Source organism: Streptomyces sp. NPDC094034, from assembly GCF_040303865.1.
Taxonomy (GTDB): Bacteria; Actinomycetota; Actinomycetes; order Streptomycetales; family Streptomycetaceae; genus Streptomyces.
The window spans coordinates 1-22,871 of the sequence record NZ_JBEOUD010000053.1 but is presented as its reverse complement, the minus strand read 5'-3'; the positions used below and the strand labels follow the sequence as shown (position 1 = coordinate 22,871).

General features: G+C 65.1%; 22 protein-coding genes and 5 pseudogenes. 9 read left to right on the top strand and 18 right to left on the bottom strand.

Features of this window, described 5'->3' with window-relative positions; translation table 11 throughout:
• Positions 1 to 13 precede the first annotated feature (13 nt).
• The 17 genes and pseudogenes from ABTZ59_RS32280 to ABTZ59_RS32200 form a co-directional block, all read right to left on the bottom strand.
• On the bottom strand, positions 14 to 1,339 hold the full coding sequence (locus tag ABTZ59_RS32280) for an aminotransferase family protein (RefSeq protein ID WP_351421813.1): 1,326 nt from the start codon (positions 1,337 to 1,339) through the stop codon (positions 14 to 16).
• Between the two features lie 81 nt (positions 1,340 to 1,420).
• Entirely contained in the window at positions 1,421 to 2,449 is a 1,029-nt protein-coding gene (locus tag ABTZ59_RS32275) for an ABC transporter ATP-binding protein (RefSeq protein WP_351421810.1), read from the bottom strand.
• Entirely contained in the window at positions 2,446 to 3,288 is an 843-nt protein-coding gene (locus tag ABTZ59_RS32270; protein ID WP_351421804.1) for an ABC transporter permease, read from the bottom strand. The genes ABTZ59_RS32275 and ABTZ59_RS32270 overlap by 4 nt, the downstream gene beginning before the upstream one ends.
• A gap of 71 nt (positions 3,289 to 3,359) precedes the next feature.
• A complete protein-coding gene (locus ABTZ59_RS32265; protein WP_351421796.1) occupies positions 3,360 to 4,253 on the bottom strand; it encodes an ABC transporter permease in 894 nt (297 codons plus the stop codon).
• Positions 4,250 to 5,317 carry an ABC transporter substrate-binding protein gene (locus ABTZ59_RS32260; RefSeq protein WP_351421791.1) on the bottom strand — a complete coding sequence of 356 codons (1,068 nt, stop codon included), beginning with the start codon at positions 5,315 to 5,317 and terminating at the stop codon, positions 4,250 to 4,252. Before ABTZ59_RS32260 ends, ABTZ59_RS32265 begins: the two co-directional genes overlap by 4 nt.
• A 65-nt stretch (positions 5,318 to 5,382) precedes the next feature.
• Positions 5,383 to 6,087: an SDR family NAD(P)-dependent oxidoreductase gene (locus tag ABTZ59_RS32255; RefSeq protein WP_351421786.1), complete on the bottom strand. Its 705-nt coding sequence runs from the start codon at positions 6,085 to 6,087 to the stop codon at positions 5,383 to 5,385.
• Complete coding sequence (locus ABTZ59_RS32250) at positions 6,084 to 6,758, bottom strand: GntR family transcriptional regulator (protein ID WP_351421782.1); 675 nt, start codon at positions 6,756 to 6,758, stop codon at positions 6,084 to 6,086. Before ABTZ59_RS32250 ends, ABTZ59_RS32255 begins: the two co-directional genes overlap by 4 nt.
• 771 nt (positions 6,759 to 7,529) lie before the next feature.
• Positions 7,530 to 8,510 (bottom strand): annotated as a pseudogene (locus ABTZ59_RS32245) (ISL3 family transposase); the annotation flags it as partial.
• 47 nt (positions 8,511 to 8,557) lie between these two features.
• On the bottom strand, positions 8,558 to 9,085 hold the full coding sequence (locus tag ABTZ59_RS32240; RefSeq protein ID WP_351421985.1) for an aromatic-ring hydroxylase C-terminal domain-containing protein: 528 nt from the start codon (positions 9,083 to 9,085) through the stop codon (positions 8,558 to 8,560).
• Between the two features lie 12 nt (positions 9,086 to 9,097).
• Positions 9,098 to 9,250: pseudogene (locus ABTZ59_RS32235) on the bottom strand (FAD-dependent monooxygenase); the annotation flags it as partial.
• Between the two features lie 157 nt (positions 9,251 to 9,407).
• On the bottom strand, positions 9,408 to 9,617 hold the full coding sequence (locus ABTZ59_RS32230) for a transposase (RefSeq protein WP_351421972.1): 210 nt from the start codon (positions 9,615 to 9,617) through the stop codon (positions 9,408 to 9,410).
• A 97-nt stretch (positions 9,618 to 9,714) separates the two neighbouring features.
• Positions 9,715 to 9,906 carry a hypothetical protein gene (locus ABTZ59_RS32225; RefSeq protein WP_351421988.1) on the bottom strand — a complete coding sequence of 64 codons (192 nt, stop codon included), beginning with the start codon at positions 9,904 to 9,906 and terminating at the stop codon, positions 9,715 to 9,717.
• Positions 9,907 to 9,940: 34 nt separating this feature from the next.
• Positions 9,941 to 10,108 (bottom strand): annotated as a pseudogene (locus tag ABTZ59_RS32220) (transposase); the annotation flags it as partial.
• Positions 10,109 to 10,138: 30 nt separating this feature from the next.
• A complete protein-coding gene (locus ABTZ59_RS32215; protein ID WP_351421778.1) occupies positions 10,139 to 11,023 on the bottom strand; it encodes an HpcH/HpaI aldolase/citrate lyase family protein in 885 nt (294 codons plus the stop codon).
• A 47-nt stretch (positions 11,024 to 11,070) separates the two neighbouring features.
• Positions 11,071 to 12,258, bottom strand: coding sequence for a CaiB/BaiF CoA transferase family protein (locus ABTZ59_RS32210; protein WP_351421776.1), 1,188 nt, complete (start codon positions 12,256 to 12,258; stop codon positions 11,071 to 11,073).
• 3 nt (positions 12,259 to 12,261) lie between these two features.
• Positions 12,262 to 12,720 carry a MaoC family dehydratase gene (locus tag ABTZ59_RS32205; protein WP_351421772.1) on the bottom strand — a complete coding sequence of 153 codons (459 nt, stop codon included), beginning with the start codon at positions 12,718 to 12,720 and terminating at the stop codon, positions 12,262 to 12,264.
• Positions 12,721 to 12,733: 13 nt separating this feature from the next.
• The gene (locus tag ABTZ59_RS32200; protein ID WP_351421960.1) at positions 12,734 to 13,903 is read right to left on the bottom strand and encodes an acyl-CoA dehydrogenase family protein; all 1,170 of its coding nucleotides are present in this window, start codon (positions 13,901 to 13,903) and stop codon (positions 12,734 to 12,736) included.
• 242 nt (positions 13,904 to 14,145) lie between these two features.
• Between ABTZ59_RS32200 and ABTZ59_RS32195 the strand changes: the two are divergent.
• From ABTZ59_RS32195 to ABTZ59_RS32155, 9 genes and pseudogenes are all read left to right on the top strand, one after another.
• Positions 14,146 to 14,436, top strand: a pseudogene (locus ABTZ59_RS32195) (NADP-dependent oxidoreductase); the annotation flags it as partial.
• A 36-nt stretch (positions 14,437 to 14,472) separates the two neighbouring features.
• Positions 14,473 to 15,150, top strand: coding sequence for a zinc-binding dehydrogenase (locus ABTZ59_RS32190; protein WP_351421955.1), 678 nt, complete (start codon positions 14,473 to 14,475; stop codon positions 15,148 to 15,150).
• A gap of 90 nt (positions 15,151 to 15,240) precedes the next feature.
• On the top strand, positions 15,241 to 15,996 hold the full coding sequence (locus ABTZ59_RS32185) for a FadR/GntR family transcriptional regulator (RefSeq protein WP_351421766.1): 756 nt from the start codon (positions 15,241 to 15,243) through the stop codon (positions 15,994 to 15,996).
• 6 nt (positions 15,997 to 16,002) lie between these two features.
• Positions 16,003 to 16,869: an MBL fold metallo-hydrolase gene (locus ABTZ59_RS32180; RefSeq protein ID WP_351421763.1), complete on the top strand. Its 867-nt coding sequence runs from the start codon at positions 16,003 to 16,005 to the stop codon at positions 16,867 to 16,869.
• A complete protein-coding gene (locus ABTZ59_RS32175) occupies positions 16,841 to 17,959 on the top strand; it encodes an alcohol dehydrogenase (RefSeq protein WP_351421759.1) in 1,119 nt (372 codons plus the stop codon). Before ABTZ59_RS32180 ends, ABTZ59_RS32175 begins: the two co-directional genes overlap by 29 nt.
• Positions 17,960 to 17,968: 9 nt before the next feature.
• Positions 17,969 to 18,514 (top strand): carboxymuconolactone decarboxylase family protein, encoded by a 546-nt coding sequence (locus tag ABTZ59_RS32170; protein WP_351421757.1) that lies wholly within the window; start codon positions 17,969 to 17,971, stop codon positions 18,512 to 18,514.
• Entirely contained in the window at positions 18,511 to 19,950 is a 1,440-nt protein-coding gene (locus ABTZ59_RS32165; RefSeq protein ID WP_351421755.1) for an NAD-dependent succinate-semialdehyde dehydrogenase, read from the top strand. The genes ABTZ59_RS32170 and ABTZ59_RS32165 overlap by 4 nt, the downstream gene beginning before the upstream one ends.
• Positions 19,951 to 20,456: 506 nt before the next feature.
• Positions 20,457 to 21,218 carry an electron transfer flavoprotein subunit beta/FixA family protein gene (locus ABTZ59_RS32160; RefSeq protein ID WP_351421951.1) on the top strand — a complete coding sequence of 254 codons (762 nt, stop codon included), beginning with the start codon at positions 20,457 to 20,459 and terminating at the stop codon, positions 21,216 to 21,218.
• 57 nt (positions 21,219 to 21,275) lie between these two features.
• Positions 21,276 to 22,238 carry an electron transfer flavoprotein subunit alpha/FixB family protein gene (locus ABTZ59_RS32155; RefSeq protein ID WP_351421751.1) on the top strand — a complete coding sequence of 321 codons (963 nt, stop codon included), beginning with the start codon at positions 21,276 to 21,278 and terminating at the stop codon, positions 22,236 to 22,238.
• A gap of 438 nt (positions 22,239 to 22,676) precedes the next feature.
• On the opposite strand, the pseudogene ABTZ59_RS32150 reads toward ABTZ59_RS32155, so the two are convergent.
• Positions 22,677 to 22,871: pseudogene (locus tag ABTZ59_RS32150) on the bottom strand (aldo/keto reductase); the annotation flags it as partial.

The window sequence follows — 22,871 nt, the reverse complement described above, 5'->3', positions numbered from 1 at the left end:
CAGTGAGTCCCAGTCAGATGTCGAGAGATACGCGGATGGAGTGGAGGCTGCCCTCGAGGCGGCTCAGGAGGTCGTCGAGTTCGTCGTCGGTCGCGTTGAGGGGCGGGGCGACGATGAGTGCGTCGCCTCGCCCGTCGCCCGCGCACAGCCGTGCGGGGTAGACAATGAGGCGGTGCTCGGCTGCGATCGCGACGGCACGGGTCGTCACGTCCAGAGCGGGGTCGAACGGCTCCGTGGTGCCGGGGAGGGTGAGTTCCAGTCCCCACATGTAGCCCGTGCCACGGACGTCGCCGACGATCCCGGCCTGCTCCGCGATGGCCGACAGCTGTTGTCCGAGTCGTTCTCCGCGGTCGATCACGCGGTCGAGCAGTCTTTCTTCCTCGATGACGTCGAGCGCGGCAAGGCCGATCGCGCAGTTGAGCGGGAAGTTCGTGAAGGTGTGGCCGGCGGTGACTGCGGGGTGGGCGTCGCTGATAAGGTCCCAGACCCTGTCGGAGACGGTGACGCCGCCCAACGGCGCGTAGCCGCCCGCGATGCCCTTTGCATAGCACACGATGTCGGGTGCAGCGGACGAGTGCTGGAAGGCAAACCACTTACCCGTGCGACCGAAGCCGGACATGACCTCGTCGCAGATCCAGAGCACGTCGTGCTCGTCGCACAGGGCCCGTAGCTCCTCGAAGAAACCGGGAGGCGGAACCGTCACACCGGACGACGAGCCGCCGACACCCTCGAAGACCACGGCAGCCGTGTGCTCGACGTCCAAGGTGGCGAATTCGGCGCGCAGCCGGGCGACGGCCTGCTCTGCAGGGGTTCGCCCGTCGGGGACGTCGAGCCGGTAGGTCTGGGGCACGGTGATGGTCTGCTCGCTGTGCACCAAGGGCCTGAACGCTGACGAGTATCGCGGCTGTCCGCTGAGGTTCATTGCTCCGAGCGTGTTGCCGTGATAGCTGACCTGGCCAGAGACGTAGCGGTGCTTCTCCGGGCGTCCTTGGGCTGCCCAGGTCATGTGGGCCAGTTTCATGGCGAGTTCGACGGCCTCGGAGCCACCGCAGACGAACGACGACAGTCCGAATCCATCGCCGAGCCGGGCGGCAACCTCGACCGCGAGGCGCTCGGCCGGAGCATTCCGGAACTGGGCGCGGTGCGCGAACACAACGTCGTGCGACTGGCGGTTCAGCGCTTCGATCATGGCTGGATGGCCGTGGCCCAGGTTCGCGGCAAGTGGTCCGGACGAGCCGTCGAGGTAGTCGCGGCCGTCGGCGGTGAAGATGCGTGCTCCCTGTGCTCGTACAGCCAGAGGCAGGGAACGGGCCGAGGCCGGTATGAGTGCTGCGGGCATGGCGGACCTCTCTTCGGCGTGCGGCCGGAAGTCGATGGGTGGGTCGGCTGGGTGGTTCGCCGGGCGTGCTAGGTCCTTTGCCTAGGTCGCCTGGTTGACGAAGTGGAGGAACGAGAAGTCATGCGACAGGCGGACGTTCTCGCCGACCTGTGGGATCGATCCGTATCCGGCATACGGGGACCGGACGACTAGAGGCACGGGAGACTCCGGGACCGAGACCTCCAACCGCAGCGTTCCGCCCTGGAATTGAACGTCGGTGACGGTTGCCTTGAAGCCCGGCCCGTCGATCTCCTCAACTCTGAAGTCCTCGGGGCGGATCACCAGGAGGCGGCCGGTCGCGTCCGTCGCGTGGACGTCAAGGGGGCGGCAGCGGCCGTCTGCCGCGACCGGGAGCAGGTTCACCTCGCCGAGGAAGCGGGCGAGGAACTCGGTTCCGGGCCGGCAGTACATCTCCTCCGCGGTTCCGGCCTGCTCGATCCGGCCGCCGTTCATGACGACAACGAGGTCCGACATCGAAAGGGCTTCGGCCTGGTCGTGCGTGACGCTGATGGTTGTGACACCGACCTCGCGTTGGATGGCCTTCAGCTCGCTTTGCATCGCTTCGCGTAGCTGTTTGTCAAGAGCGGAGAGGGGTTCGTCTAGGAGGAGGACCTGCGGCTGTGCCGCCAGCGCCCGGGCGAGCGCCACCCGCTGCAATTGCCCGCCGCTGAGCGTTGATGCCTTGCGCTTCTCGAATCCACCGAGCTTGACAAGTTCCAGCATGTCCGCCACACGCTTGTTGTGGTCGGTGCTGATGTGCTGCGCGACGAGCGGGAAGCGCACATTCTCACCCACTGTCATGTGCGGGAAGATCGCATAGTTCTGGAACACGATCCCGAGCTGGCGGGCGCCAGGAGGCAGATCCTTGACGTCCTGTCCGCCGAAGAGGACTTGCCCTTTGTCAGGAGTCAGGAACCCGGCCAGGACGTTGAGGGTGGTGCTCTTGCCCGATCCACTCGGGCCGAGCAACGTCACGAAGCTGCCCTGGGGAACGCGCAGGTTCACATCTGAGAGTATCCGGGTGCCGCCGATGGACAGGAACATGTCCCTGATTTCCACGTCGAGGCTCATGCGTTCTCCTTTGGCCCTGCCGGCTCCGGCGAGCAGTCGGCAGCTGGTTCTGTCTGTACGCCGGCCGCCACGAACCGTGTGCTGTGTGAGGTACGGGTTCTTCCTGCACTCGCGTTGCGCGCGACCAGCACCACGAGGGCGACGAGGACGGTCAGCGCGACGACCAGGCCGCTCACCGACGCGAGCAGCGGCGACACGTTCTGGGAAGCCTCCGTGTACAACTTGGCAGGCAGGGTCTCCTGACCGGGCGGCGACAGAAAGAGCGCGAGGACCACCTCGTCGAAGCCGAACGCGAAAGCGAGCAGCCATCCGGTGACGATGTTTCGGCGCAGCAGAGGGAGTTCGACCTTCCACACGGTGCGCCACCAGTTCGCCCCCATACTGGACGCGGCGCGCGCGTATGCAGGGTCGATCTTCGACATGCCGCCTGCCACGGTGAGGAAGGCGATGGGGAGGCACAGGACTGCCTGGCCGGCCATCAGCGGCCAGAGGGAGCCGTCCAGGCCAAGTGGAATCGCCATCTGACCGAGGCCGAGGGCGAACACGATGTAGGGGAGAACCATGGGGAGAAAGAACAAGGGGCGCAGCACACGTCCGAAGCGCCGGACCCGGGACAGGCCGAGTACGGCCAGTGCCCCGACGATGGTCGCCGCGGTCGCCGCAGTCGCCGAAACCCGCACCGATGACGCAAAAGCGTCCGTCCAGTTGTCACCCTCGAAGACCGCCTGGTACCAGCGCCATGAGAATCCGTTTGGCGGAACCTGGAGGAAGGAACCAGAGGTGAAGGACGCCGGAATGACGATAAGCATCGGGACGACCAGGTAGACCGTGATGATCACGCCCATAGCGACCAGCCATGGCCGATGGCGTCGCATGCCACGCTTGAGATTGTCATCGAGTTCACTGACGGTCATGCGTTCTCCCACATCTCGCTGATGCGGAATAGGCGTTCCGCAAGGAGGTAGAGGGCGCCGACGACACCGAGCAGGATGGTGCCCATGATTGCCGCGGACTTGAAGTCGAAGACCTCGCTCATCTCCCGGCCGATGAGCGTTCCCATCGTCAGCTGCCTCGGCCCGCCCAGGAACGCCGGCGTCACGTAGAAACTCAACGAGATCATGAAGACCAAGATCGCGCCTGCCACGATGCCAGGCAGGATCTGGGGAAGGACGACGCGGCGAAAAGTCTGCAGTCCGGACGCACCCATGCCGCGGGCCGCCTTGAGATGGTTCGGGTCGAGCCCCTGGATCACCGAGTACGTGAGAAGAACCGAGTACGGCAACATGACGTGGACCATGCCGATGTACATCGCAGGGGCGGTCTGGAGGAGATCCAAAGGCCCGTTGAGGAAGTGGAGCGTATTGAGGATGTCAGCGAGGAGACCCTTCGGCTGCATCAGGATGACCCATCCGTAGGTGCGCACCATCAGCGAGATGACGAAGGTCGCGGCGAGCCCGGCGCCGAGCACAACCTTCAGTGCTCCGCGGGTCATCGACAGCGCCAGTGCGAAGACAAGGCCGAGGGCGACGCAGATCACGGTCACTGTCGCGGCCATGATGATCGTCCGCAGGAGAGCCGCACGGAAGAGCGGGTCCTGGAGAGTACCTACGAACGACGCGCTACTCCCATTTGAGAATGCCGTCTTGAGCACGAAGAACAGCGGGATGACCAGGCAGCCGGTCAGGAACAGGAAGGGGACGGTGAGCAACGGCGACGCACCCCGGCCGAGGCCCCAGCGCCTGGTGCGCGTGAGTGTGGAGGGCACGGCCGGCTCTGAGGCTGTGCCGAAGCCGTTGCGGCTCATTGCGCCACCCAGGCCGAATAACGCTTGATGTACTCGTCGGTCTGCGCCGCGAGTGCCGCGGTGTCGACGGTCACGGCGAGCGCCTCGTGCTCCGGCGTTCCGGGCAACTCGGCGGCGATCTTCGGGTCGATCAGATCGTATGCCGCCCTCACGGTGGGACCGTAGTACGTCTTCTCCGCGAACGCGGCCTGGCGCTTCGGGTCCTGCATGTAGGTCAGGAGCCTTGCTGTACCCTCCGCATCGGGTGCCCCCTTGGGAATGGTGAGGCCGCTCCACGGGTAGAAGATGTTCTGCTCCCACATGATGGCGACGTCTGGGTCCTCCTTGGCGAGCACTGCTGCCCGGCCGTTGGGCAGCAGTGCCATGTCGACGCTTCCGGCCTGAAGCCCCTGGGTGACCGCGGCGTAGGAGTCGTAGACCGTCAGTGACGGCTTGAGCTTGTCGAGCTTCGCGAACGCACGGTCGAAGTCGAGCGGGTAGAGATTGGATCCCTGGGCACCGTCGGCCAGGAGGGCCGCTTCGGCGGTGCCGACGTAGAAGTTCGGCCAGCCGCGCTTGCCGGGGAATTTCTTGGTGTCCCAGACGTCGGCCCAGGAGGTGGGCGCGGTCTTGAACGCCGACTTCCGGTAAGCCAGTACGAAGCTCTGGGTATAGCCGCCGGCCGCGTAGTCCCGATACTTGCCGGTGACGGTGTCACCGCGCGGCACACTGGCCGGCAGCTTCTGAACCAGGCCGTGGTCGGCCAGGTCGACCACAGCGAAGCCGTCGGCGTCGATCGTGTCCCACTGCGACCTGCCTGCCTTGGCCATCGCGATGTACCGGGCCATGTCGGCGTTCGCCGTCACGACCTTGATGCCCGTCTCCTTGGTGAAGTCCTTGAAGTAAGCCGCCTTGTAGCCTTCGTCGGTCACCCCGCCGTAGTCGGCGAAGATCACCTGTCCGCCAGCGGAGCCGTTGTCTGAGGCGTTGCCGCACGCAGCCAGCAGCGGTGCGGCGAGTGTCATGCATGCACCCAGGGCGAGTGCAGGAATCCAGCGAATCCTTCTACTTTTGAGGAGTCCCATGGCGTTTCCTTCGGTTTTGGTTCATCGGCGCTGGGCAAGCAGGTACAGCCGGGGCGGATCCTGATTCAGTCGTTGGAGAGGGAAGGGGTTTCCAGGGCGCTGCGGCGCAGCGTCACCGTCTGCCCGGTGAGGAGGGAGATGCCGCCGCCTCGCGTCAGGCCGATGCACGCCTGCGCGATTTCGGTGGGGTCGGAGGCGTCTACCGGCAGGTTGTGTCGGCCGCCGTTGAGTTCTATGACTCGGTCGGTCGCGATGTAACCCGGTGCGATGCCGACGACGCGGATGGCGCGCCCGGCGAGTTCCTCGGCGATGCCGGAGGTCAGGTTGATGACGGCTGCCTTTGAAGCGCTGTAGAGAACGGACTTGGAGAAGGGGCTGATCCCGTCTACTGAAGAGACGGTGACGAGCGTGTTCTGGGCCAACTCATCGACCACGTCGGCGAACGCCTGGGCGGAAAGGAGTGTGCCGAGGACGTTCACGTCGAAGATCGCACGGTACGTCTCGACGGTGGCATCGACGAGTGTCGACCGGGGATAGATCCCGGCAGCCGTCACACATACCGTCGGGGCACCCAGCATTGCCCGCACTTCGGCGAATGTCGTGCGTACCGCGTCTGAATCCGTCAGATCGACCTTCCAAGCCGTGACGCCGTGGAGTGGGGCCTGGTCCTGGATGTCAAGACCGGCGACCTGATAGCCGGCCTTCACGAACTCGGATGCCAGGACGCGGCCGAGGCCGCTCGCGGCTCCCGTGATGACTGCGACACTCATTCGCGCTCCCTGTCGTGGAGTTGGGCGGACAGAGCCTTGATGTGACGCCTGAGACCGGATTCGACGGCCCGCTGCGCGGCATCTTCGTCACGGGCGTCGCAGGCGTCGATCAGAGCGCTGTACTCGGCGGCACTGGTCACGCGGTCAAATACCTCGCCGATGGCTGCGCGTGAATACCGTTCGACGAGTCGGCCGTGCTCGAGGATCAGGTCAACGAGCCGCGGCATGCCCGATGCCCGGTAGCAAGTGAGATATCCCTGCCACTCAAGGGCGATCAGTTCCTCCAGATCTAAGACGCCGTTCCGGAGCTCCTTGAGGATGGCGCGCATCTCGGCGATCACGGATCGAGGCGCCTGCTGCGCGCAGGCCCGGGCCGCGAGTCCCTCGATTGCTATACGGATCTCCTGGAGTTCCAGGAACGCGCCGAGTTCGAGGGGTTCGATCGTTGCGCCCTTGTGCGGGCGGTAGACCACCAGTCCCTCACTGCTGAGGCGTTTCAGCGCCGAACGCACCGGCATGGTACTGACCTGAAGCTCCTCGGAGAGGGGAACGAGGAGAAGCTTCGAACCGGGGGCGTACTCAGCGCGGACGATCCGCTCGCGAATCAGTTCGTAGACCTGACTCTCGATCGAGCGTACCGGCTGGCGAAGAGGGGAGATACTGTCGGCCATGCGAGCGATAATCTTTGATCAAATATCTCTTGGCAAGAGGTTCTGCCTCCGTAACCCACTCTTAACTTGCCACTGCTTGGCGTGATCTTGTGGATCGGTCCCGCCCGAAGGAGGTTCTCGCAGCTCACAACGCCGTGGGCCCAACGGGAGGGAGAGGGCGGTGCCCGCGCGCAACGGACAGAGCGAGCGGGCGCTGCGGGCGGCAGTCAATGGTGCCCACCCGCGCGACCAGCGCGCCTGACGCCTGCATGAGATCCGCCAGTGGCTGCCGTCCACTGGCGGAGTGCCGACGCTGCGAGCACTGTTTCCTGCCAGCCAAGGCGTTCGTGGAGGTAACGGGCGTGGGCCGGTGCCGGGAAGTGGCGCCGCCCCATCGCGCAGCGACACCCGAAGGGCGCCCATGACTGGCCGCCCTGTCCCGCACCCGGAGAGATCGGGCGGCCCCGGTGCCGGGGATACAACAGTGAGGTCGACCCGGAGCGCGGTACTGGCCTCTCGACCAGCCCGTTTTTCCGGGTCGCCTCCCGAACCCGGCGTGCGCCGCTAAGCGCACCGGGCTCGCCACAAATCCCCTGAGTCGGTGTTCACTTCAATGCCGTACTCGGCCATGGTGTCGGGATGCGTGTTCCCCGGTAGTAGCAGCGCTTGGCGCTCACCCTTGCCGGATCAAACAGTTCCATCCCGCCCTCGGCGGGCCAGATACCGTAGCGTCGGCGCAGTACCTTTCAAGGCGCGCTTGTGCTTGCGCTCCCGCCATCTGATGATCTCGTTGGTCGCCTCGACCTCGATGTGGGCTTCGTTGGCGAAAAGCGAGGTGAGTCGGTCCTTCTGCTTGTCGGTGAGTAGCTCGACGCCGGTGTGCAGCGTCCGCCGGGCGGAGTGGAGCGAGTCGCTCTTCATCCCTCGGTGGCCGTGGATGGCCTGCCGCACCCGGCGGCGGCACTTGTCGAGTGCGTCGCCGGCCAGCCGGACGACGTGGAAGGGATCCATCACCGCCACGGCGTCGGGGAGTTCTTCGGAGGTGGCGGCCTTGAACCCGGTGAACCTGTCCGTCGCAACGACCTCCACCTGGTTGCGCCACGCGTCGTCGCGGTCGGCAAGCCAAGTCTTGAACGCCTGCTCGGAGCGGCCTTCAACCATGTCTAGCAAGCGTGCTGGACCGGTGGCGTCGCGGATACCGGTCAGGTCGATGATCACGGTCACCTACTTGTCGCCATAGCGTGACGCCAAACGTGTTCATCCACGCCAATCGCCTTCACACCATCGAACAGGTGCTTGTCGCCGATTAGCACCCGTTTGCCCTCGGCCAGCACGGCGTCGTTGGCGGTGTTCCACGCGGCCCCGAGCCCCTCGGCTGCCCGGGCGACAGTGAGGTGCTGGACCATAATCGCTTCCAACGCCCACCGCAGCCCGCGACGCGACAGCTTCGCCCACGGCTCTGCGGCCTTGCTCATGCCCTGGCGCCACACGTGACCACAGCCGGTGCACCAGTAGCGGCGGATCGTCACGGCAAGGATGGTCGGACGCCAGCCCGGCGGCTCGTGCGCCAACTGCCGGACCACAGCGTCAAGCGGGCCGCCTTCGCAGCCGCAGCGCCGGCACCACTGGTCCGGGTCGACGACCCGGCAGGCCAGCACCCGCCCGATCTGGTCCGAGCCGTTGGCCGGTGACGAAGAGGCCGAGCTCATCGACCCGGCAGAATGTGGTCAGGTCAGGGCAGGTGAAGCCCGCACGGAGGGTGGTGTCAGGCACGTTGGGGTCTTCCGGGATTCAGTGCAAGAAAGAACCGGAAAACTCGATCAGACCCCGTTTGTCCCGCTCGTCTTCGACAGCAGTCGAAGACGACTGGGCACCATGACCGGCCTCGCCAGTACCTGGTCCAGGGCGTCGGCGAGGAACCGCGCCGGGTCCGGGGCCGGTGCCGTGACCCGCATCGCGACGATTGCGTCCGGTCGCACGAGCAGGGCACTGTCGTCGAACACCCACGGTGCGCAGACCCGGTGCGCCGGCAGGCCGAGGCTCGCCGCCGCGGCGAGCCACCGGTCGCCCGCGGCGCCCACCAGCAGGGTCCACCGGGACGCGACCAGATCGAGCGTGGAGACCCCGTCGACCCACGCGTGGGGCACCCGGGAACCCGGCGACCCGTCCAGCGCTGCCGCCAGGTCCACCGTGGACGGGAGTTCCGGCCGCGGGTCGACGACGGCAGCCGAGTCGTACCGCTGGCCAAGGTGCACCACCGGCGCCGCCCACACCCCCGCCGCCGCCCTGGCGGCGTCGGCCTCAGGTCCCCGCCCCCAGTGCAGCTGTGAGTCGGCGTACCTGCGCATCGCCTGGTCCAGCGTCGCTGCGGCGACCGGCTCGCGCTCTCGCGCGTAGCTGTCGAGCAGCCCGGCACCGGCCTCACCCTTGTGCACGGCGGCCAGCTTCCACGCGAGGTTGTGCGCGTCGGCGACACCGGTGTTGAGGCCGAACGCACCCAGCGGCGACACGGTGTGCGCGGCGTCGTCGGACTGCGCTCAGCTCCCACCAGGCTGCTGCGACAGCCCAGCGAGGAGGTCTTGCACTTCCTTCGATTCACCGCGCCTCACGGCGCACAGGCGCCTCGTGGCGCACATGCATCGCTCGACGGTGTTGCGTTGCTTGTACGCCTCACGGTCGAAGGCTGGGGGCCTGCCTCCTTGGCTGCCGCGCCGCAGCCGGTGGCCTCGCTGCGCTACCGGGGACGGGGATCACTGCTCGGACGCCGCGCCTGCGCAAGTCCTCGCGAATGGCTGGTGAGGGGTACGCCTTGTCGGCGAGAACGATGTCCGGCCTGGTCCGGGGCCGTCCGCGTGGGCGAGGGACGCGAAGTTGCGCCATCACGTCCGGAAAGCAGGCGCGTCACCGGTCTGCTCGGCGGCGAGAACGAAGGCCGGAGGCCGGCAGTGTGCGTCGGACGCGAGATGGATCTCCGTGGTCAATTCTCCACAGGACCGGCCGATGGCATGATCGGGCGGTTCGCCGGCCGGGGCCCTCTTTTGCGGGCCCCGGCCGCGTGCTGTTGAGCCCGCACGATGGTCGAGTCCACCGAGACGACCCAGTTCAGGTCCTCGTCGGCGTCGGCCTCTGTCATGAGGGAAGAGAGCATCTGCTCCCAGGTGCCGTTCACGGCCCACATCCGCAGCCGGTTGTAAGACGCCCCGCCAGTTGTCGTCCCTTTCCGGCAGGTGCACCCACTGCGTTCCGGTCTGGAACTTGAAGGCAATCGCGTCGATCATCTGCCGGTGGTCACGCCATCGTCCACCTCGCTTCGGCGAGCGGTCCGGGAGCAACGGCTCGATCCGCGCCCACTGGGCATCAGTGAATGACACATCAGATGATCCGAACGAGAAACGGCGTAGCTATGCAGTCGTGCGCCGCTGGCTGTGCTTGTGCAGCTGCAACACGTTGCGGGCCCGCTTCAAATGCGGAATATCGAGCATATGTCCGTCGATACCCACAGTTCCGACCTCACCGCCGCTCGCCTCGAAGGCGGCCACGATCGTTCTCGCGAGTGAGACGTCTTCGGCTGAAGGCGCGAACTCCTCGTTGATCGGTGCCACCTGGTCGGGATGGATCGCCGCTCGTCCCGTGAAGCCTTCTTGCGCGGCTTCGCGGCACGAAACTCTGAGGCCTTCGGTATCCCGGTAGTTCACGTGGACCGTCTCGATCGCCTGGACTCCCGCGGCCTTGGCCGCTAGCAGGACCGCCGAGCGGATCCAGCGGTAGGTGAGCGTCCAGCGCCCTGTCGCGTCGACGTTGGTGGACGCGCCGATCGCAGCGCTCAGGTCCTCTGCACCCCAGTTGAGCGCCACCAGTCGCGGCAGGCGGACGAGTGCGAACTCATGCAATCGCAGGACCGCAGCCGGGGTCTCGGTGGCCACGGCACAGATTTTCGTGTGTCCGGGCGCAACCCCTTCGCGCACTTCAAGCGCATCCAGATGATGGGCCAACCGCAGGACATCGTCCGGCCCATCGATCTTGGGCAGGACCACGCCGTCAGGGGCTCCTCCCGCTACGGCGGCGAGGTCCACAAGCGCGGAGTCGTCCAAGGCGTTTATGCGCACCCACAGTTGGTAGTCACGTCGCTCAGGTGGCCGGTCATCCAAGAACTTCCGGACCTTCCCTCGCGCGACGCCACGATTGCTCTCAGCGACCGAATCCTCGAGGTCGAGCACGACGGCATCGGCGCCACTGCTGTCAGCCTTGGCGAGCTTGCGATCGTCATCGCCCGGCACATAAAGCATCGAACGTAGATACATGATTCTGATTTGCTTTCCCGAGATGGTCGCCGTCAGGCGACGGCTCCTGCCGCCCGTAGTTCCTCGATGCGTGCCTTGGAATAGCCCAGCTCTTCCAAGATCATGTGTGTGTGCTGTCCGTGGAGGGGAGGGGGCGATCCCGCCTCGCGCGGTGCGTCGCCGATCGTCAGGGGCAGTCCCACGGACTTTGTCGGTCTCCCGTACGCGTCGTCGTACTCCACCATGATCCCACTGGCCTCGGTGTGCGGGTGATCCTGCACTTCCTTGAGCGTGTTGATCGGAGCGCACGGGATGCCGGCCTTGGCCAGTTCCGCGTCCCAGTACGACACAGTACGTGCTGAGAGGGCACGCTCGACGAGTGCGTCGGTCTCGGCGCGATTCGCGACACGGTCGGCATTGGTGCGGAAGCGTGGATCGTCCATCACGTCTTCCAGGTCGGCGATGGCGCAGAACTTCCGCCACAAGTGGTCGTTGGCGACTCCGAGCAGCAAGGGGCCGTCAGCCGTGTCGAAGGCTCGGTAGGGGCACATCGACTCGTGGGTCGAACCGCATCTCTCCGGCTGCACACCACGCTCCCAGAAGCTCTGCAGGTTGTAGCGCAGCAGGCCCAAGGAGGTCTCGAACAGATTGACCTTGACGGTGGTTCCCACGCCAGTGCGCTCACGCTCAAGGAGCGCTGCCAGAATCGCAGTCAGGGCGTGCATGCCCGTCACCTGGTCTATGGGTGAGATAGGACTGCGTATGTGCCCACCGCCGACTTCGCCGGTCAGGGACATCATGCCGCTGAAGGCTTGGAGGATCACGTCGTACCCAGGACGATCCTTCAGCGGCCCGCTGGTGCCGTAACCGGAGATACTGCAGTGGATGAGCCGATCATTCACCGACTGAAGAGTCGTCGCGTCGATATCGAGTCGCTCTGCTACGCCCGCACCGAAGCTCGTCACCGCGACGTCCGCGGTCCTGGCCAGCTCGTGGGCCACCGCCTGTCCCTCTTCGGTCTTCAAGTCCAGCGCGACACTTCGCTTGTTCCGGTTGACGCTCAGGAACACCGCGCCCAGGCCCTGGGCCCGAAACGGTGGCCAGCCTCGCGTCTCGTCGCCCAGTTGCAGCGGCTCGACCTTGATGACATCGGCGCCCAGGTCACCCATTGACTGCGTGCACAACGGTCCTGCCAAGACCTTGGAGAAGTCGAGGACCTTGATTCCTTCGAGTGGCCGCATCAATCAGCCCTTCGGCCGCTTCATCATCAAGGCGACCCGCTGGCACGTTGCCACCAGCTCGTCTTCCTGGTTGAACCCCTCGTGCCGGAAGACGGTGATCCCGGCTTGGGGGCGTGACTTGCTGTCGCGCAACTCTTCTACTGTCGTGCGGACATGAAGAGTGTCACCGTGGAAGACCGGGCGCGGGAACCGCACCTCGTTCCAGCCGAGATTGCCGACAGTTGTCCCCAGGGTCGTGTCGTCCACACTCACCCCCACCATCAGGCCCAAGGTGAACGCACTGTTCACGATCCGTTGACCGAACTCGGTGTGCTGACGGCAGTATTCCTCGTCGATGTGCAAGGGCGCGGGATTGTGCGTCATGGCGGAGAACATCACATTGTCCATCTCCGTTACCGTCCGACGAACCGCATGATCGAATGTCTGCCCGATGAAGAAGTCGTCGTAGTACAAACCAGGCATACGTCGTTCCTGTTCAGTAGGATTTGGGCAACGCGAGGACCTTTTCACCGATGAAGTTGAGGATCATCTGGTCGGTGATCGGTCCGATGCGTGTGACGAGGACCTCGCGTAGCAGTCGCTCGACCTGATACTCCTTGGCGTAACCCATGCCACCCATCGTCAGCACCGCCTGCTGGCAAGCCTGGTAGCCGGCGCGTGAACCCAGAAGCTTCGCACTGTTGGCCTCGGCAGCACATGGCAGGCCGGCGTCATAGAGGCTCGCACTCTTCTCGGCCATCAGCAGCGCGGCCTCAAGGCTGATCCAGCATTCAGCCAAGGGGTGCTGTATCCCCTGGTTCATCCCGATGGAGCGGCCGAAGACCACACGGTCCTTCGCGTAGCTTGTGGCCCTCCGGAGGGCATCCTGACCGATCCCAATCGCCTCGACGGCGATCAGTACGCGCTCGGGGTTCAAACCGTCGAGGAGGTAATAGAATCCCCGGCCTTCCTCACCGATCAGATCCTGGTCCGGCACGAAGAGATCATCGATAAACACTGCGTTGGAGTCGACGGCGGCGCGGCCGTGCTTGGGGATCCGTCGAACTTCGACCTTGGAGCGGTCCAGGTCGGTATAGAACAGCGACATGCCGGCCGTGGACTTGCCGCTTCCCTTCTCCGGCTTGGGGGAGGTTCGCGCCAGCAGGAGGATCTTGCTCGCCACCTGAGCGGTGGAGATCCACATTTTGCGTCCGGTGACGCGGTAGCCACCGTCGACCTTCCGCGCGAAAGTCTTGATGCTGGTGGTGTCGAGTCCCGCATCGGGTTCGGTAACCCCGAAGCAGACCTGGTCCTCCCCGGAGATCAGGCGCGGAATCCAGCGGTCCTTCTGTTCAGCGGTGCCATGCACCACCATCGGGTGCGGCCCGAACATGTTCATGTGGATGGAGGACGTGGCGGCCATCCCGCCCCCGTTCGAGGCAACTGTATGCATGATCAGGGCGGCCTCTTTGATGCCCAGCCCCGCACCCCCGTACTCCTCAGGCATGGTGACACCGAGCCAGCCGTCATCCGCCATCACCTTGTGGAACTCTGCGGGGAATCGCACGTCCTCCTCACAACTGGCCCAGTATGTGTCGTCGAACCGCCTGCAGGCCGCGGAGACTCCGTCCACGATCGCGCGCTGATCGTAAGTGAGATCGAACATGGTCACCCTGTCACTGCCGTCGGGAATGTGACAACGCCGGGTGGTCTACACCGGCGGTGAATGAATCTAGTAGGCCCCCCGATGCGATGTCAATGGTTGACCATACAGGCCAAAGCTTCGTTCGTTCCATGGTTCACCTTTGTGATCAGCTGTTTCTTCCGTCTTCGCCCTCGGTTGACATTTAACTTGATGCGTCCCTAGAGTCGACGCGCTGCACTAGGCGAGGTGGGCGGAGGGCAGAGATGGAAAACCGGCAGTGGACCTTGGCCAGGTATGCATGCGGCGGAGTGACCGCAGAACAGTGGACGCTGCGCGTGAGCAAGGCACCACGCCCTGCTGCAGGCCAGATCCTCGTACGGACCCGGTGGCTCTCGGTGGATCCCTACATGCGCGGTCGCCTTAACGAGGGAGCCGGCCTGGCGGTGGGAGACGTCATGAACGGGGGCGGGCTAGGCGAGGTGGTGGGGTCCCACCATGCCGACTGGAAGGTTGGCGATCTGGCCGAGAGTCCCAACATTGGCTGGCAGGAGTACGCAGTCCTCACGCCGGACCTCCCGGGAGCGTCAAGGGTGAACAAGGTCGACCGTGACGCCGGCGAACCCCAGGCCGCGCTCTCCTGGCTCGGGATGCCCGGGTTGACCGCATACTTCGCCATGCTGGAGGTGGGCCGCCCGCGGCCCGGCGACACCGTGGTGGTATCAGCCGCCGGCGGAGGAGTCGGCCAGCTGGCAGGTCAGATCGCGAAGCTGGCGGGTTCCCGAGTCATCGGGATCTCCGGTTCGGACGAGAAACTTGAGTGGTGCAGGCGCATCGGCTTCGACGAGACGCTCAACTACAAGACCTCTCCGAGCTTGGCCGAGGCCCTCGCACGCCTGTGCCCGGAAGGCGTGAACGTCTTCTTCGACGGAACCGGTGGCGCCATCCATGACGCCGTCATGAAGAACCTCGCAGTGGCCGCCCGCGTGGCGATCGTTGGTCGCGTCGCGGTGGCCGACAACATTCCAGGCGACGACATCGGCCTGCGTGCCAGCTCGAGGCTCATCCAGACGCGCGCTGTCGTCCAGGGCTTCGTGGTTTACGACTGGTGGCATCGCCGGGAGGAGGCACTGCAGCGCCTGAGGAATTGGCGGTCAGCGGGTCGCCTGCAGTTCCGGGAGGATGTCCTCAAGGGGATCGAGAACGTTCCTGACGCCTTCCTGCGCATGATGCGTGGAGAGAACCGCGGCAAGCAGCTCGTCGCACTGTGACGAGCTCACCGGTCGGCCACTAATGTGCCCGACGCGGCCACGGGCTGACCGAACGTGACGGCATACATCCCCTGGAGCAGAGGAATTTCATTGCAAAACCGTAAGGGCAAGCCGATTGTCGTCAACAGGGTGTCGGCTCCAAAACCGTACAGTCTGCTGGCAGACCAGCTCCGCGAGGCCATCCTCGGTGGAGAGATCTCCGAGGGCGACACGTTGCCGTCGGAGCGCGACCTGGTCGAACAGACGGGACTGACACGAGGTTCCGTGAGGGAGGCGCTGAAACTACTGTCCGCAGAGGGGCTGGTCCAAACGCGTCCGGGCCGCTTCGGGGGGAACATCGTCACGTTGCCCCGCAAAGAGAACATCGCGAACAGCCTCAGCCAGTTCGTCCGCGGCAAAGGCCTTCCCCTCAGGACGCTCCACGAAACCCGTGACGTGCTGGAGCCGGCACTGGCACGCCTGGCAGCCGCACATCGCACGGATTCAGACCTGGAGAATATGCACCGACGGCACGAAGAGCTCGTGGGGGCCGTGGAGAGTTTCCCAAGCTTCTCACGAGCCAATATCAAGTGGCACAACGCCGTCGCGCAGGCCAGCAGTAACGAACTGCTCACCGCGGCCCTTGAGGCCATCTCGTACGGAATTTCCGTCTCAACGACGGTCGAGGAGTACAACACCCCTGAAACGCGCCAGCAGGTGATCCGCATCCATTCGCAGATCATGGCCGCGATCGAAGCGCAGGACGGCGAACTCGCCGAGCGCCGGATGCGCCAGCACATCAACGCCACGCATGCCCGAGCCGTCGCCATCGAGACCACCACGGTTCCGCTGTCGGAAGGGGAGTAAAGAGCGATGGTCTCCACCTTCTCGGTCGAGGATCTCACGGTTCACCGCATCGTTGAACTCGTCGCCCCCTTCCTCCCGGCGCTAGAGATGCTTCCGTCCCTCACACCTTCCTTGCTCGACGAGAATCGCGCATGGCTGGAACCGCACAGCATCAACGAATCCGACACTTTCATCCTCAGCTACCAGTCCTACGTTGTACGCACGCCACACCACAACATCGTGGTCGACAGCGGCCTCGGCAACGACAAGGAGCGCCCACGCCCTGAATGGCATATGCGCTCAGGGGGCCAGTTCTTGCGCGGACTTGCAGACGTCGATCTAGGCGTGGAGGACATCGATTTCGTCCTCTGCACCCACCTCCATGGTGACCATGTCGGATGGAACACCCGCCTCGTCGACGGACGGTGGATCCCAACGTTCCCCAACGCGCGTTACATCTTCTCGAACGCTGAAGTCACGGCAGCGGAAGCGATCCACCAAGACGGTGGTTTCCCCGCCTACCTCGACAGCGTTCGTCCCCTCTTCGAAGCCGGAAGGGCCGACCTCGTCGGGGATGACTTCCACATCGGGGACCATACGCGTCTGCTCCCCACCCCCGGGCACACCGCGGGCCACACGGCGTTCTCCTTCGGGAAGGACCACGACGCAGTGGTCATGTCGGGCGATCTTCTGCACGTTCCGTTGCAGATGCGATATCCGGAACAGTCCTTCGTCCGAGACAGAGATCCCGACCTGGCAGCCACCACCCGGCGCAACTTCCTCGAACGCTACTGCGACACAGAGACGTTGTGCTGCACCGGCCATTTCCCCTCACCAAGCGTTGGCCGAGTACGACGGTGGGCCGATGGATTCCGTCTCGTCAGCAGCTGCTAGCAGCCGTGATCTGAAAGGCCAGACTCTGATGCGTACCTACTGCGTCCAGGAGTTCACCGAACCTCTCGTACCACTCGACAGCCCTGATCTCCGCCCAACCGGCACGGAGATCGTCGTGGAAGTGACGCGATGCGGGGTGTGCCACACCGATCTGCATCTGCAGGACGGCTACTACGACCTGGGCGGAGGTAAACGTCTGAACCTGGTTGACCGGGGGATCACCCCACCCGTCACCCTGGGGCACGAGGTACTCGGCCAGTTGCTGGACAAGGGCCCGGACGCGCCGATCTCTGACGACCAACTGGGCAAGACATTCCTGGTCTACCCGTGGCTAGGCTGCGGAAAATGCGACGAGTGCCAACGCGGCGAGGAAAACCTGTGCGCTGTGCCATCATCGATCGGCGTCTTCCGTCCCGGCGGCTACGCCGAACAATGTCTCGTTCCCCACCCGAAGTATCTGATCGACGTCACCGGCATCGAGCCGACACTGGCTGCCACCTATGCCTGTTCCGGCCTGACCGCCTACAGCGCGCTTCGCAAGGTCGACATCGATCGGGAGAGGGACCTGCTGCTGATCATGGGCTTGGGCGGCGTGGGCTACAGCGGTCTGCAGATCGCTGAGGCCCTGGGCTTCAAGAACATTGCGGTCGCCGATATCGACGAAACGAAACGGCGGCGTGCGCTACAGCACGAGGGTCTCCTTGTACTGGACCCGAGCGAGAAAGAATCCGCTTCCCGACTGGCCGAGGCTGGAGGAGTTGCGGCCGCAGTGGACTTCGTCGGAACGAGATCCACCGCCGAGTTCGCCATCGCCGCACTACGCAAGGGCGGGACGTGCGTCGTGGTCGGTCTCTTCGGAGGTGACATCACGCTCTCCCTGCCGCCCCTCGTGCAACGCTCGATCACAGTGCGCGGATCTTATGTGGGGAACCTGGGCGAGTTGAAGGACCTCATCGAGCTCGCGAAGGTCGGCCGCATCCAACCGCTGCCCGTGGAACAGGTCCCGTTCGCGGAGGCGAACGACGCCCTGGAACGACTGCGATCGGGCAAAGTCCACGGGCGCCTGGTCCTCTCACGCGAAGAACTTTGAGGTGCCTTCATGAGCCATGACTTCCGCATCCCGCCCGTTGTGCCCGGCACGAAGCCCGAACTTGCCGATCTCGAGGCCGCCATCCGCTCCGAGCGGGGAGGCGAGATCGCCGTTCTTTACCAGATCCTGCTCAACAGCCCTCCGATCGCCTCGGGCTGGGAGCAGATGCTCACAGCGGTCCGCAATCGCACCGGCATCCCCGCTGAGCTGCGTGAGCTGATCATTCTGCGCGTCGCCGTGCTGAACCGGGCTTCGTTCGAGTTCGCGGCCCACGCGCCGCACGCCCGCGAAGCCGGCGTGAGCGAGGAGAAGATCCGGGTTGTCGAGAACTGGCAGGACAGCCTTGCGCTGTTCTCGGACGACGAGCGTCTGGTCCTGGACGTGACCGACCGTATGACGCGCGACATCGAGGTTCCGGACATTCTGATGGAGTCTCTGCGTACCCGCTTCGACGCGCGTGGCGCCGTCGAAGTAGCAGCCACTGTGGCCGCCTACAACATGGTTTCGCGTTTCCTGGTCGCCTTCAACATCATTCACTGTGAGACTTCCCGATGACATATCCGGACACTCAGCTCTTCGTCAACGACCAGTGGCTCGATGCTGCCGACGAGCGATCGATCCCCGTTCGCAATCCGGCCACGGGACAGGTGATCGGCACTGTCGCCCACGCGACCCGGGAGGATCTCGACTCCGCACTCGACTCGCTGCAACGTGGCTTCGACGTGTGGCGGAATCACACGCCTGCCGAACGCAGTAAGATCATGCGGAAGGCAGCCGATCTGGTCCGAACTCGAGCCGATGAGATCGCGAGACTGCTGACACTGGAGCAGGGCAAACCGCTCGCGGAAGCCAGGGGCGAGACTTTGGCAGCGGCGGACATCATCGACTGGTTCGCGGAGGAAGGTTTCCGCGTTTACGGCCGCCTCGTGCCCCACCGGTCCAACCTTGCTGTCAAGCAGATGGTCATCAAGGACCCGGTGGGACCGGTGGCGGCCTTCGCGCCGTGGAACTTTCCGATCAACCAAGTCGTGCGCAAGGTGGCGGCCGGGTTGGCCTCGGGTTGTTCGATGATCGTGAAGGCGCCGGAGGAGACCCCTGCCAGCCCTGCGGCGCTCGTGCGCGCGTTTCAGGACGCGGGGTTGCCAGCCGGCGTGCTGGCTCTCGTGTACGGGGATCCTGCCGAGATCTCAAGCTATCTGATCCCGCACCCGGTGATCCGGAAGATCACGTTCACCGGTTCTACACACGTCGGGAAGCAGTTGGCCGCTCTGGCAGGCAAACACATGAAGCGCGTCTCGATGGAGCTCGGCGGCCATGCGCCGGTCATCGTCTGCGAAGACGCGGATCTCGAACTGGCCGTCAAGACGATGGGCCCGGCGAAGTTCCGCAACGCAGGCCAGGTCTGCATCTCACCGACGCGGTTCCTCGTGCATGAGAGCGTGCGGCACGACTTCTCGCGTGCGCTGGCGGAATTCGCCGACGGACTCAAAGTCGGCGATGGGCTGGCACATGACACTGAGATGGGACCGCTCGCAAACACGAGGCGGGTCACCGCGATGGAAGCGTTGCAGGAAGACGCGGTTCAGCGAGGCGCCGAGGTCCTGTCAGGCGGCCGAGGCCTGGACAAGGCGGGCAACTTCTGGGCCCCCACCGTACTCGGCGACGTATCCGCTGACGCCAGGGTGTTCAATGAGGAGCCCTTTGGCCCCATGGCAGCCATTCGCGGTTTCACGTGTCTGGACGAGGCCATCACCGAAGCGAACCGTCTGTCCTATGGACTTGCGGGATACGCCTTCACACGGTCGCTGTCTACCGCAGACCGGCTGACCCGGAAGGTCGAGGTGGGCATGCTCTGGATCAACATGCCGTCCTCGCCGTCCGGCGAACTCCCCTTCGGCGGTGTCAAAGACTCGGGTTACGGGTCCGAGGGAGGCCCCGAGGCCATGGAGTGCTACCTTGCCACCCGCGCGGTCAGCATTATGCACCGTTGACCGGCGTGCCAACCATCGTGCCGCCGAACCCGGTGCCCATCTCAAGGAAGGATAGGCCGTCTGCGCTGAGGACGAGTCGAGGTCGGCGTGGCGCCCATCCGCGGCTCACTTCCCCGCACCGGCGCGAGCGGGACGACGCGTACTTCTCGCGCGGCCTTCGGCAGGCAGGGCATACCGGAGACTGCCCCGCCCTGACATCGGCCGCGGCACCACGGCGACCCCCAGCCTTGCGGCAACGAAGGTGACGGGGGTGGATGCCTGCACCACCGCATCACGGGTCCGCGGCTCGAAGTCCGCCGTGATCAACGTGGCTCAACCGTTGGACGTGTCTCCACTTTTCTGCCCTAGCGGGAGTCCGGAGGGCCAGTCGGTGGCCGGCGATGTCCCTGCTGTGCGGAAGGCCTTTGCTGCAGCCGCTTGTACGACACGTGACCGATTCGGGGCGGCCTGAAAGAGGGTTGCCGTAGTAGACAGGAGGCACCTTCGTGGTGAAGATCGTTGTCTGTGTGAAGTATGTGCCTGACGCCACTGGCGACCGTCACTTTGCCGCTGACCTGACCGTCGACCGGGAAGGTGTCGACAGCCTGCTCTCGGAGCTGGACGAATACGCCGTCGAGCAAGCTCTCCGCATCGCCGAGGCGGGCGACGACGCGGAGGTCACCGTGCTGACCCTCGGTCCTGAGGAGGCAGGGGATGCCCTGCGCAAGGCGCTGTCCATGGGCGCGGACAAGGCCGTCCACGTCCGGGACGACGCAATGCATGGCACCGACGTGATGGGCACCTCGCTGGTACTGGCCAAAGTGATTGAGCACCTCGGGTACGACGTGGTCGTCTGCGGCATGGCGTCTACCGACGGCACCATGGGCGTCCTTCCGGCGCTCCTGGCCGAGCAGTTGCGCGTACCGCAGGTCACCCTGCTGTCCGAGGTGTCCGTCGCGGATGGCGTGGTGACCGGCCAAAGGGACGGGGACGTGGCCACCGAGCAGTTGGAGGCGACCCTGCCTGCAGTGGTATCGGTCACCGACCAGTCCGGGGAGCCCCGCTACCCGTCGTTCAAGGGCATCATGGCGGCCAAGAAGAAGCCGCTGGATTCGCTCGACCTGTCCGACCTGGGCCTTGACCCGGCCGACGTCGGCCTGGCAGGTGCGTGGACGGCCGTGGAATCCGTGGCCGAACGCCCGGCCCGCACCGCCGGCACGATCGTCAAGGACGAGGGCGAGGGGGGCCGGCATCTGGCGGCGTTCCTTGCAAGCCACAGGTTCATCTGAGGACTTACTGCCTCAACCGCTGCTTCCCGGCCTCGCATTGACAGGAGATACATCCCCATGGCTGAAGTTATCGTCTACGTCGAGCACGTGGGCGGCGCCGTCCGCAAGCCGACCCTTGAACTGCTGACCCTGGCCCGCCGACTCGGCGAGCCGGTCGCCGTCGTCGTTGGTCCGGGTGCGGAGGTCGTCGCTCCGACCCTGGCCGAGCACGGCGCGGTCAGGGTTCTGGTCGCCGATGCCAGCGAGTTCGGCGAGTACCTGGTGGTGCCGAAGGTGGATGCCCTGCAGGCCGCCTGCGACGCTGTCTCTCCCGTGGCCGTTTTGGTGTCCTCCTCGATGGAGGGCAAGGAGGTCGCTGCCCGTCTTGCTCTCCGCCTCGGCTCCGGCATCATCACTGACGCCGTGGACCTCCAGGCAGGCGAGGCTGGCCCCATCGCCACGCAGTCCGCATTTGCAACCTCCTTCACCACCCGCTCCCGGGTCACCAAGGGCACCCCGGTGATCACCGTCAAGCCCAATTCGGCACCGGTCGGGCCGGCCCCGGCCGCCGGCGCGGTCGAGACGTTGGAAGTGTCCTTCTCCGAGCTGACGAAGGGCACCAGGATCATCGCCAGCGCACCGCGAGAGTCAAGTGGGCGGCCGGAGCTGACCGAGGCCGCAATCGTGGTCTCTGGCGGACGTGGCGTGGATGGAGCTGAGAACTTCGCCCTCGTCGAGACCTTGGCCGATGAGTTGGGGGCGGCGGTCGGTGCTTCCAGGGCGGCGGTGGATGCCGGCTGGTATCCGCACTCTCACCAGGTCGGCCAAACCGGCAAGTCGGTCTCGCCCCAGCTGTACCTCGCGGCAGGCATCTCCGGGGCGATCCAGCATCGGGCTGGTATGCAGACCTCCAAGACGATCGTGGCGGTCAACAAGGACCCCGAGGCACCGATCTTCGACCTGGTCGACTACGGCATAGTCGGTGACCTGTTTGCCGTCCTGCCGCAGCTGACCGAGGAGACCAAGGCTCGCAAGGGCTGACCACGAGTGCCGTTCTTGCAGGTCTCGGGAGGCTGGGAAATCACAGTCGGCGAGAACTGGGTGAGTTGGTGTTTTACTCATACAACTCGCAGCTTTCGCCGTGTCGTTGTCGCTGACACTGGTCGGATCGGCGCGGTTGGCGATCGCTGACCGCGCTGTCGCGCAGATGGCCCGGCACTTCGCGGTAGGACCTCGCCGCGGGGCGTCTCAACAAAGGCTGGCAGAGAGGGGCAGCTCCACGAGAGTCAAGTACACAACGCTTGTCGTGGCTGTCTGAGATATTGCTGGCAAGAACCACTTGGGGATGTAACGCGAAGGCGTCACCTACTTCAGCGAGACAAGGCGTACGAACTGTGCCTCACGGCGGACGCCTCGATCCGACGGACACCACGCTGACGGCCGCGGCAGTACGGGGGTTGCCGGAGGAGAAAGGCAGTGTCAGCGGCGGCGCTGGTCGGCTCGCAGTTCGAAGTCGCCGTAGCTGTTGTCAGCGGGGTTGACCGTGACGCCGGGTGCCACGATCTGGTCGATGCGGTCGAGAACGTCGGCTGACAGCGCGATATCGGCGGCCGGCAGAAACGCCTCCAACTGCTCCATGGTGCGCGGTCCGATGATCGCCGAGGTGACGCCCGG

Excerpts from the sequence above, each read along its gene's own strand:
- ABTZ59_RS32250 (WP_351421782.1), bottom strand. The coding sequence starts at position 6,758 with ATGGCCGACAGTATCTCCCCTCTTCGCCAGCCGGTACGCTCGATCGAG.
- ABTZ59_RS32280 (WP_351421813.1), bottom strand. The coding sequence starts at position 1,339 with ATGCCCGCAGCACTCATACCGGCCTCGGCCCGTTCCCTGCCTCTGGCT.
- ABTZ59_RS32175 (WP_351421759.1), top strand. The coding sequence starts at position 16,841 with ATGGATTCCGTCTCGTCAGCAGCTGCTAGCAGCCGTGATCTGAAAGGC.
- ABTZ59_RS32240 (WP_351421985.1), bottom strand. The coding sequence starts at position 9,085 with ATGCGCAGGTACGCCGACTCACAGCTGCACTGGGGGCGGGGACCTGAG.
- ABTZ59_RS32165 (WP_351421755.1), top strand. The coding sequence starts at position 18,511 with ATGACATATCCGGACACTCAGCTCTTCGTCAACGACCAGTGGCTCGAT.
- ABTZ59_RS32265 (WP_351421796.1), bottom strand. The coding sequence starts at position 4,253 with ATGAGCCGCAACGGCTTCGGCACAGCCTCAGAGCCGGCCGTGCCCTCC.
- ABTZ59_RS32200 (WP_351421960.1), bottom strand. The coding sequence starts at position 13,903 with ATGTTCGATCTCACTTACGATCAGCGCGCGATCGTGGACGGAGTCTCC.
- ABTZ59_RS32155 (WP_351421751.1), top strand. The coding sequence starts at position 21,276 with ATGGCTGAAGTTATCGTCTACGTCGAGCACGTGGGCGGCGCCGTCCGC.
- ABTZ59_RS32275 (WP_351421810.1), bottom strand. The coding sequence starts at position 2,449 with ATGAGCCTCGACGTGGAAATCAGGGACATGTTCCTGTCCATCGGCGGC.
- ABTZ59_RS32180 (WP_351421763.1), top strand. The coding sequence starts at position 16,003 with ATGGTCTCCACCTTCTCGGTCGAGGATCTCACGGTTCACCGCATCGTT.
- ABTZ59_RS32260 (WP_351421791.1), bottom strand. The coding sequence starts at position 5,317 with ATGGGACTCCTCAAAAGTAGAAGGATTCGCTGGATTCCTGCACTCGCC.
- ABTZ59_RS32205 (WP_351421772.1), bottom strand. The coding sequence starts at position 12,720 with ATGCCTGGTTTGTACTACGACGACTTCTTCATCGGGCAGACATTCGAT.
- ABTZ59_RS32170 (WP_351421757.1), top strand. The coding sequence starts at position 17,969 with ATGAGCCATGACTTCCGCATCCCGCCCGTTGTGCCCGGCACGAAGCCC.
- ABTZ59_RS32230 (WP_351421972.1), bottom strand. The coding sequence starts at position 9,617 with ATGGCGCAACTTCGCGTCCCTCGCCCACGCGGACGGCCCCGGACCAGG.
- ABTZ59_RS32255 (WP_351421786.1), bottom strand. The coding sequence starts at position 6,087 with ATGAGTGTCGCAGTCATCACGGGAGCCGCGAGCGGCCTCGGCCGCGTC.
- ABTZ59_RS32210 (WP_351421776.1), bottom strand. The coding sequence starts at position 12,258 with ATGCGGCCACTCGAAGGAATCAAGGTCCTCGACTTCTCCAAGGTCTTG.
- ABTZ59_RS32215 (WP_351421778.1), bottom strand. The coding sequence starts at position 11,023 with ATGCTTTATGTGCCGGGCGATGACGATCGCAAGCTCGCCAAGGCTGAC.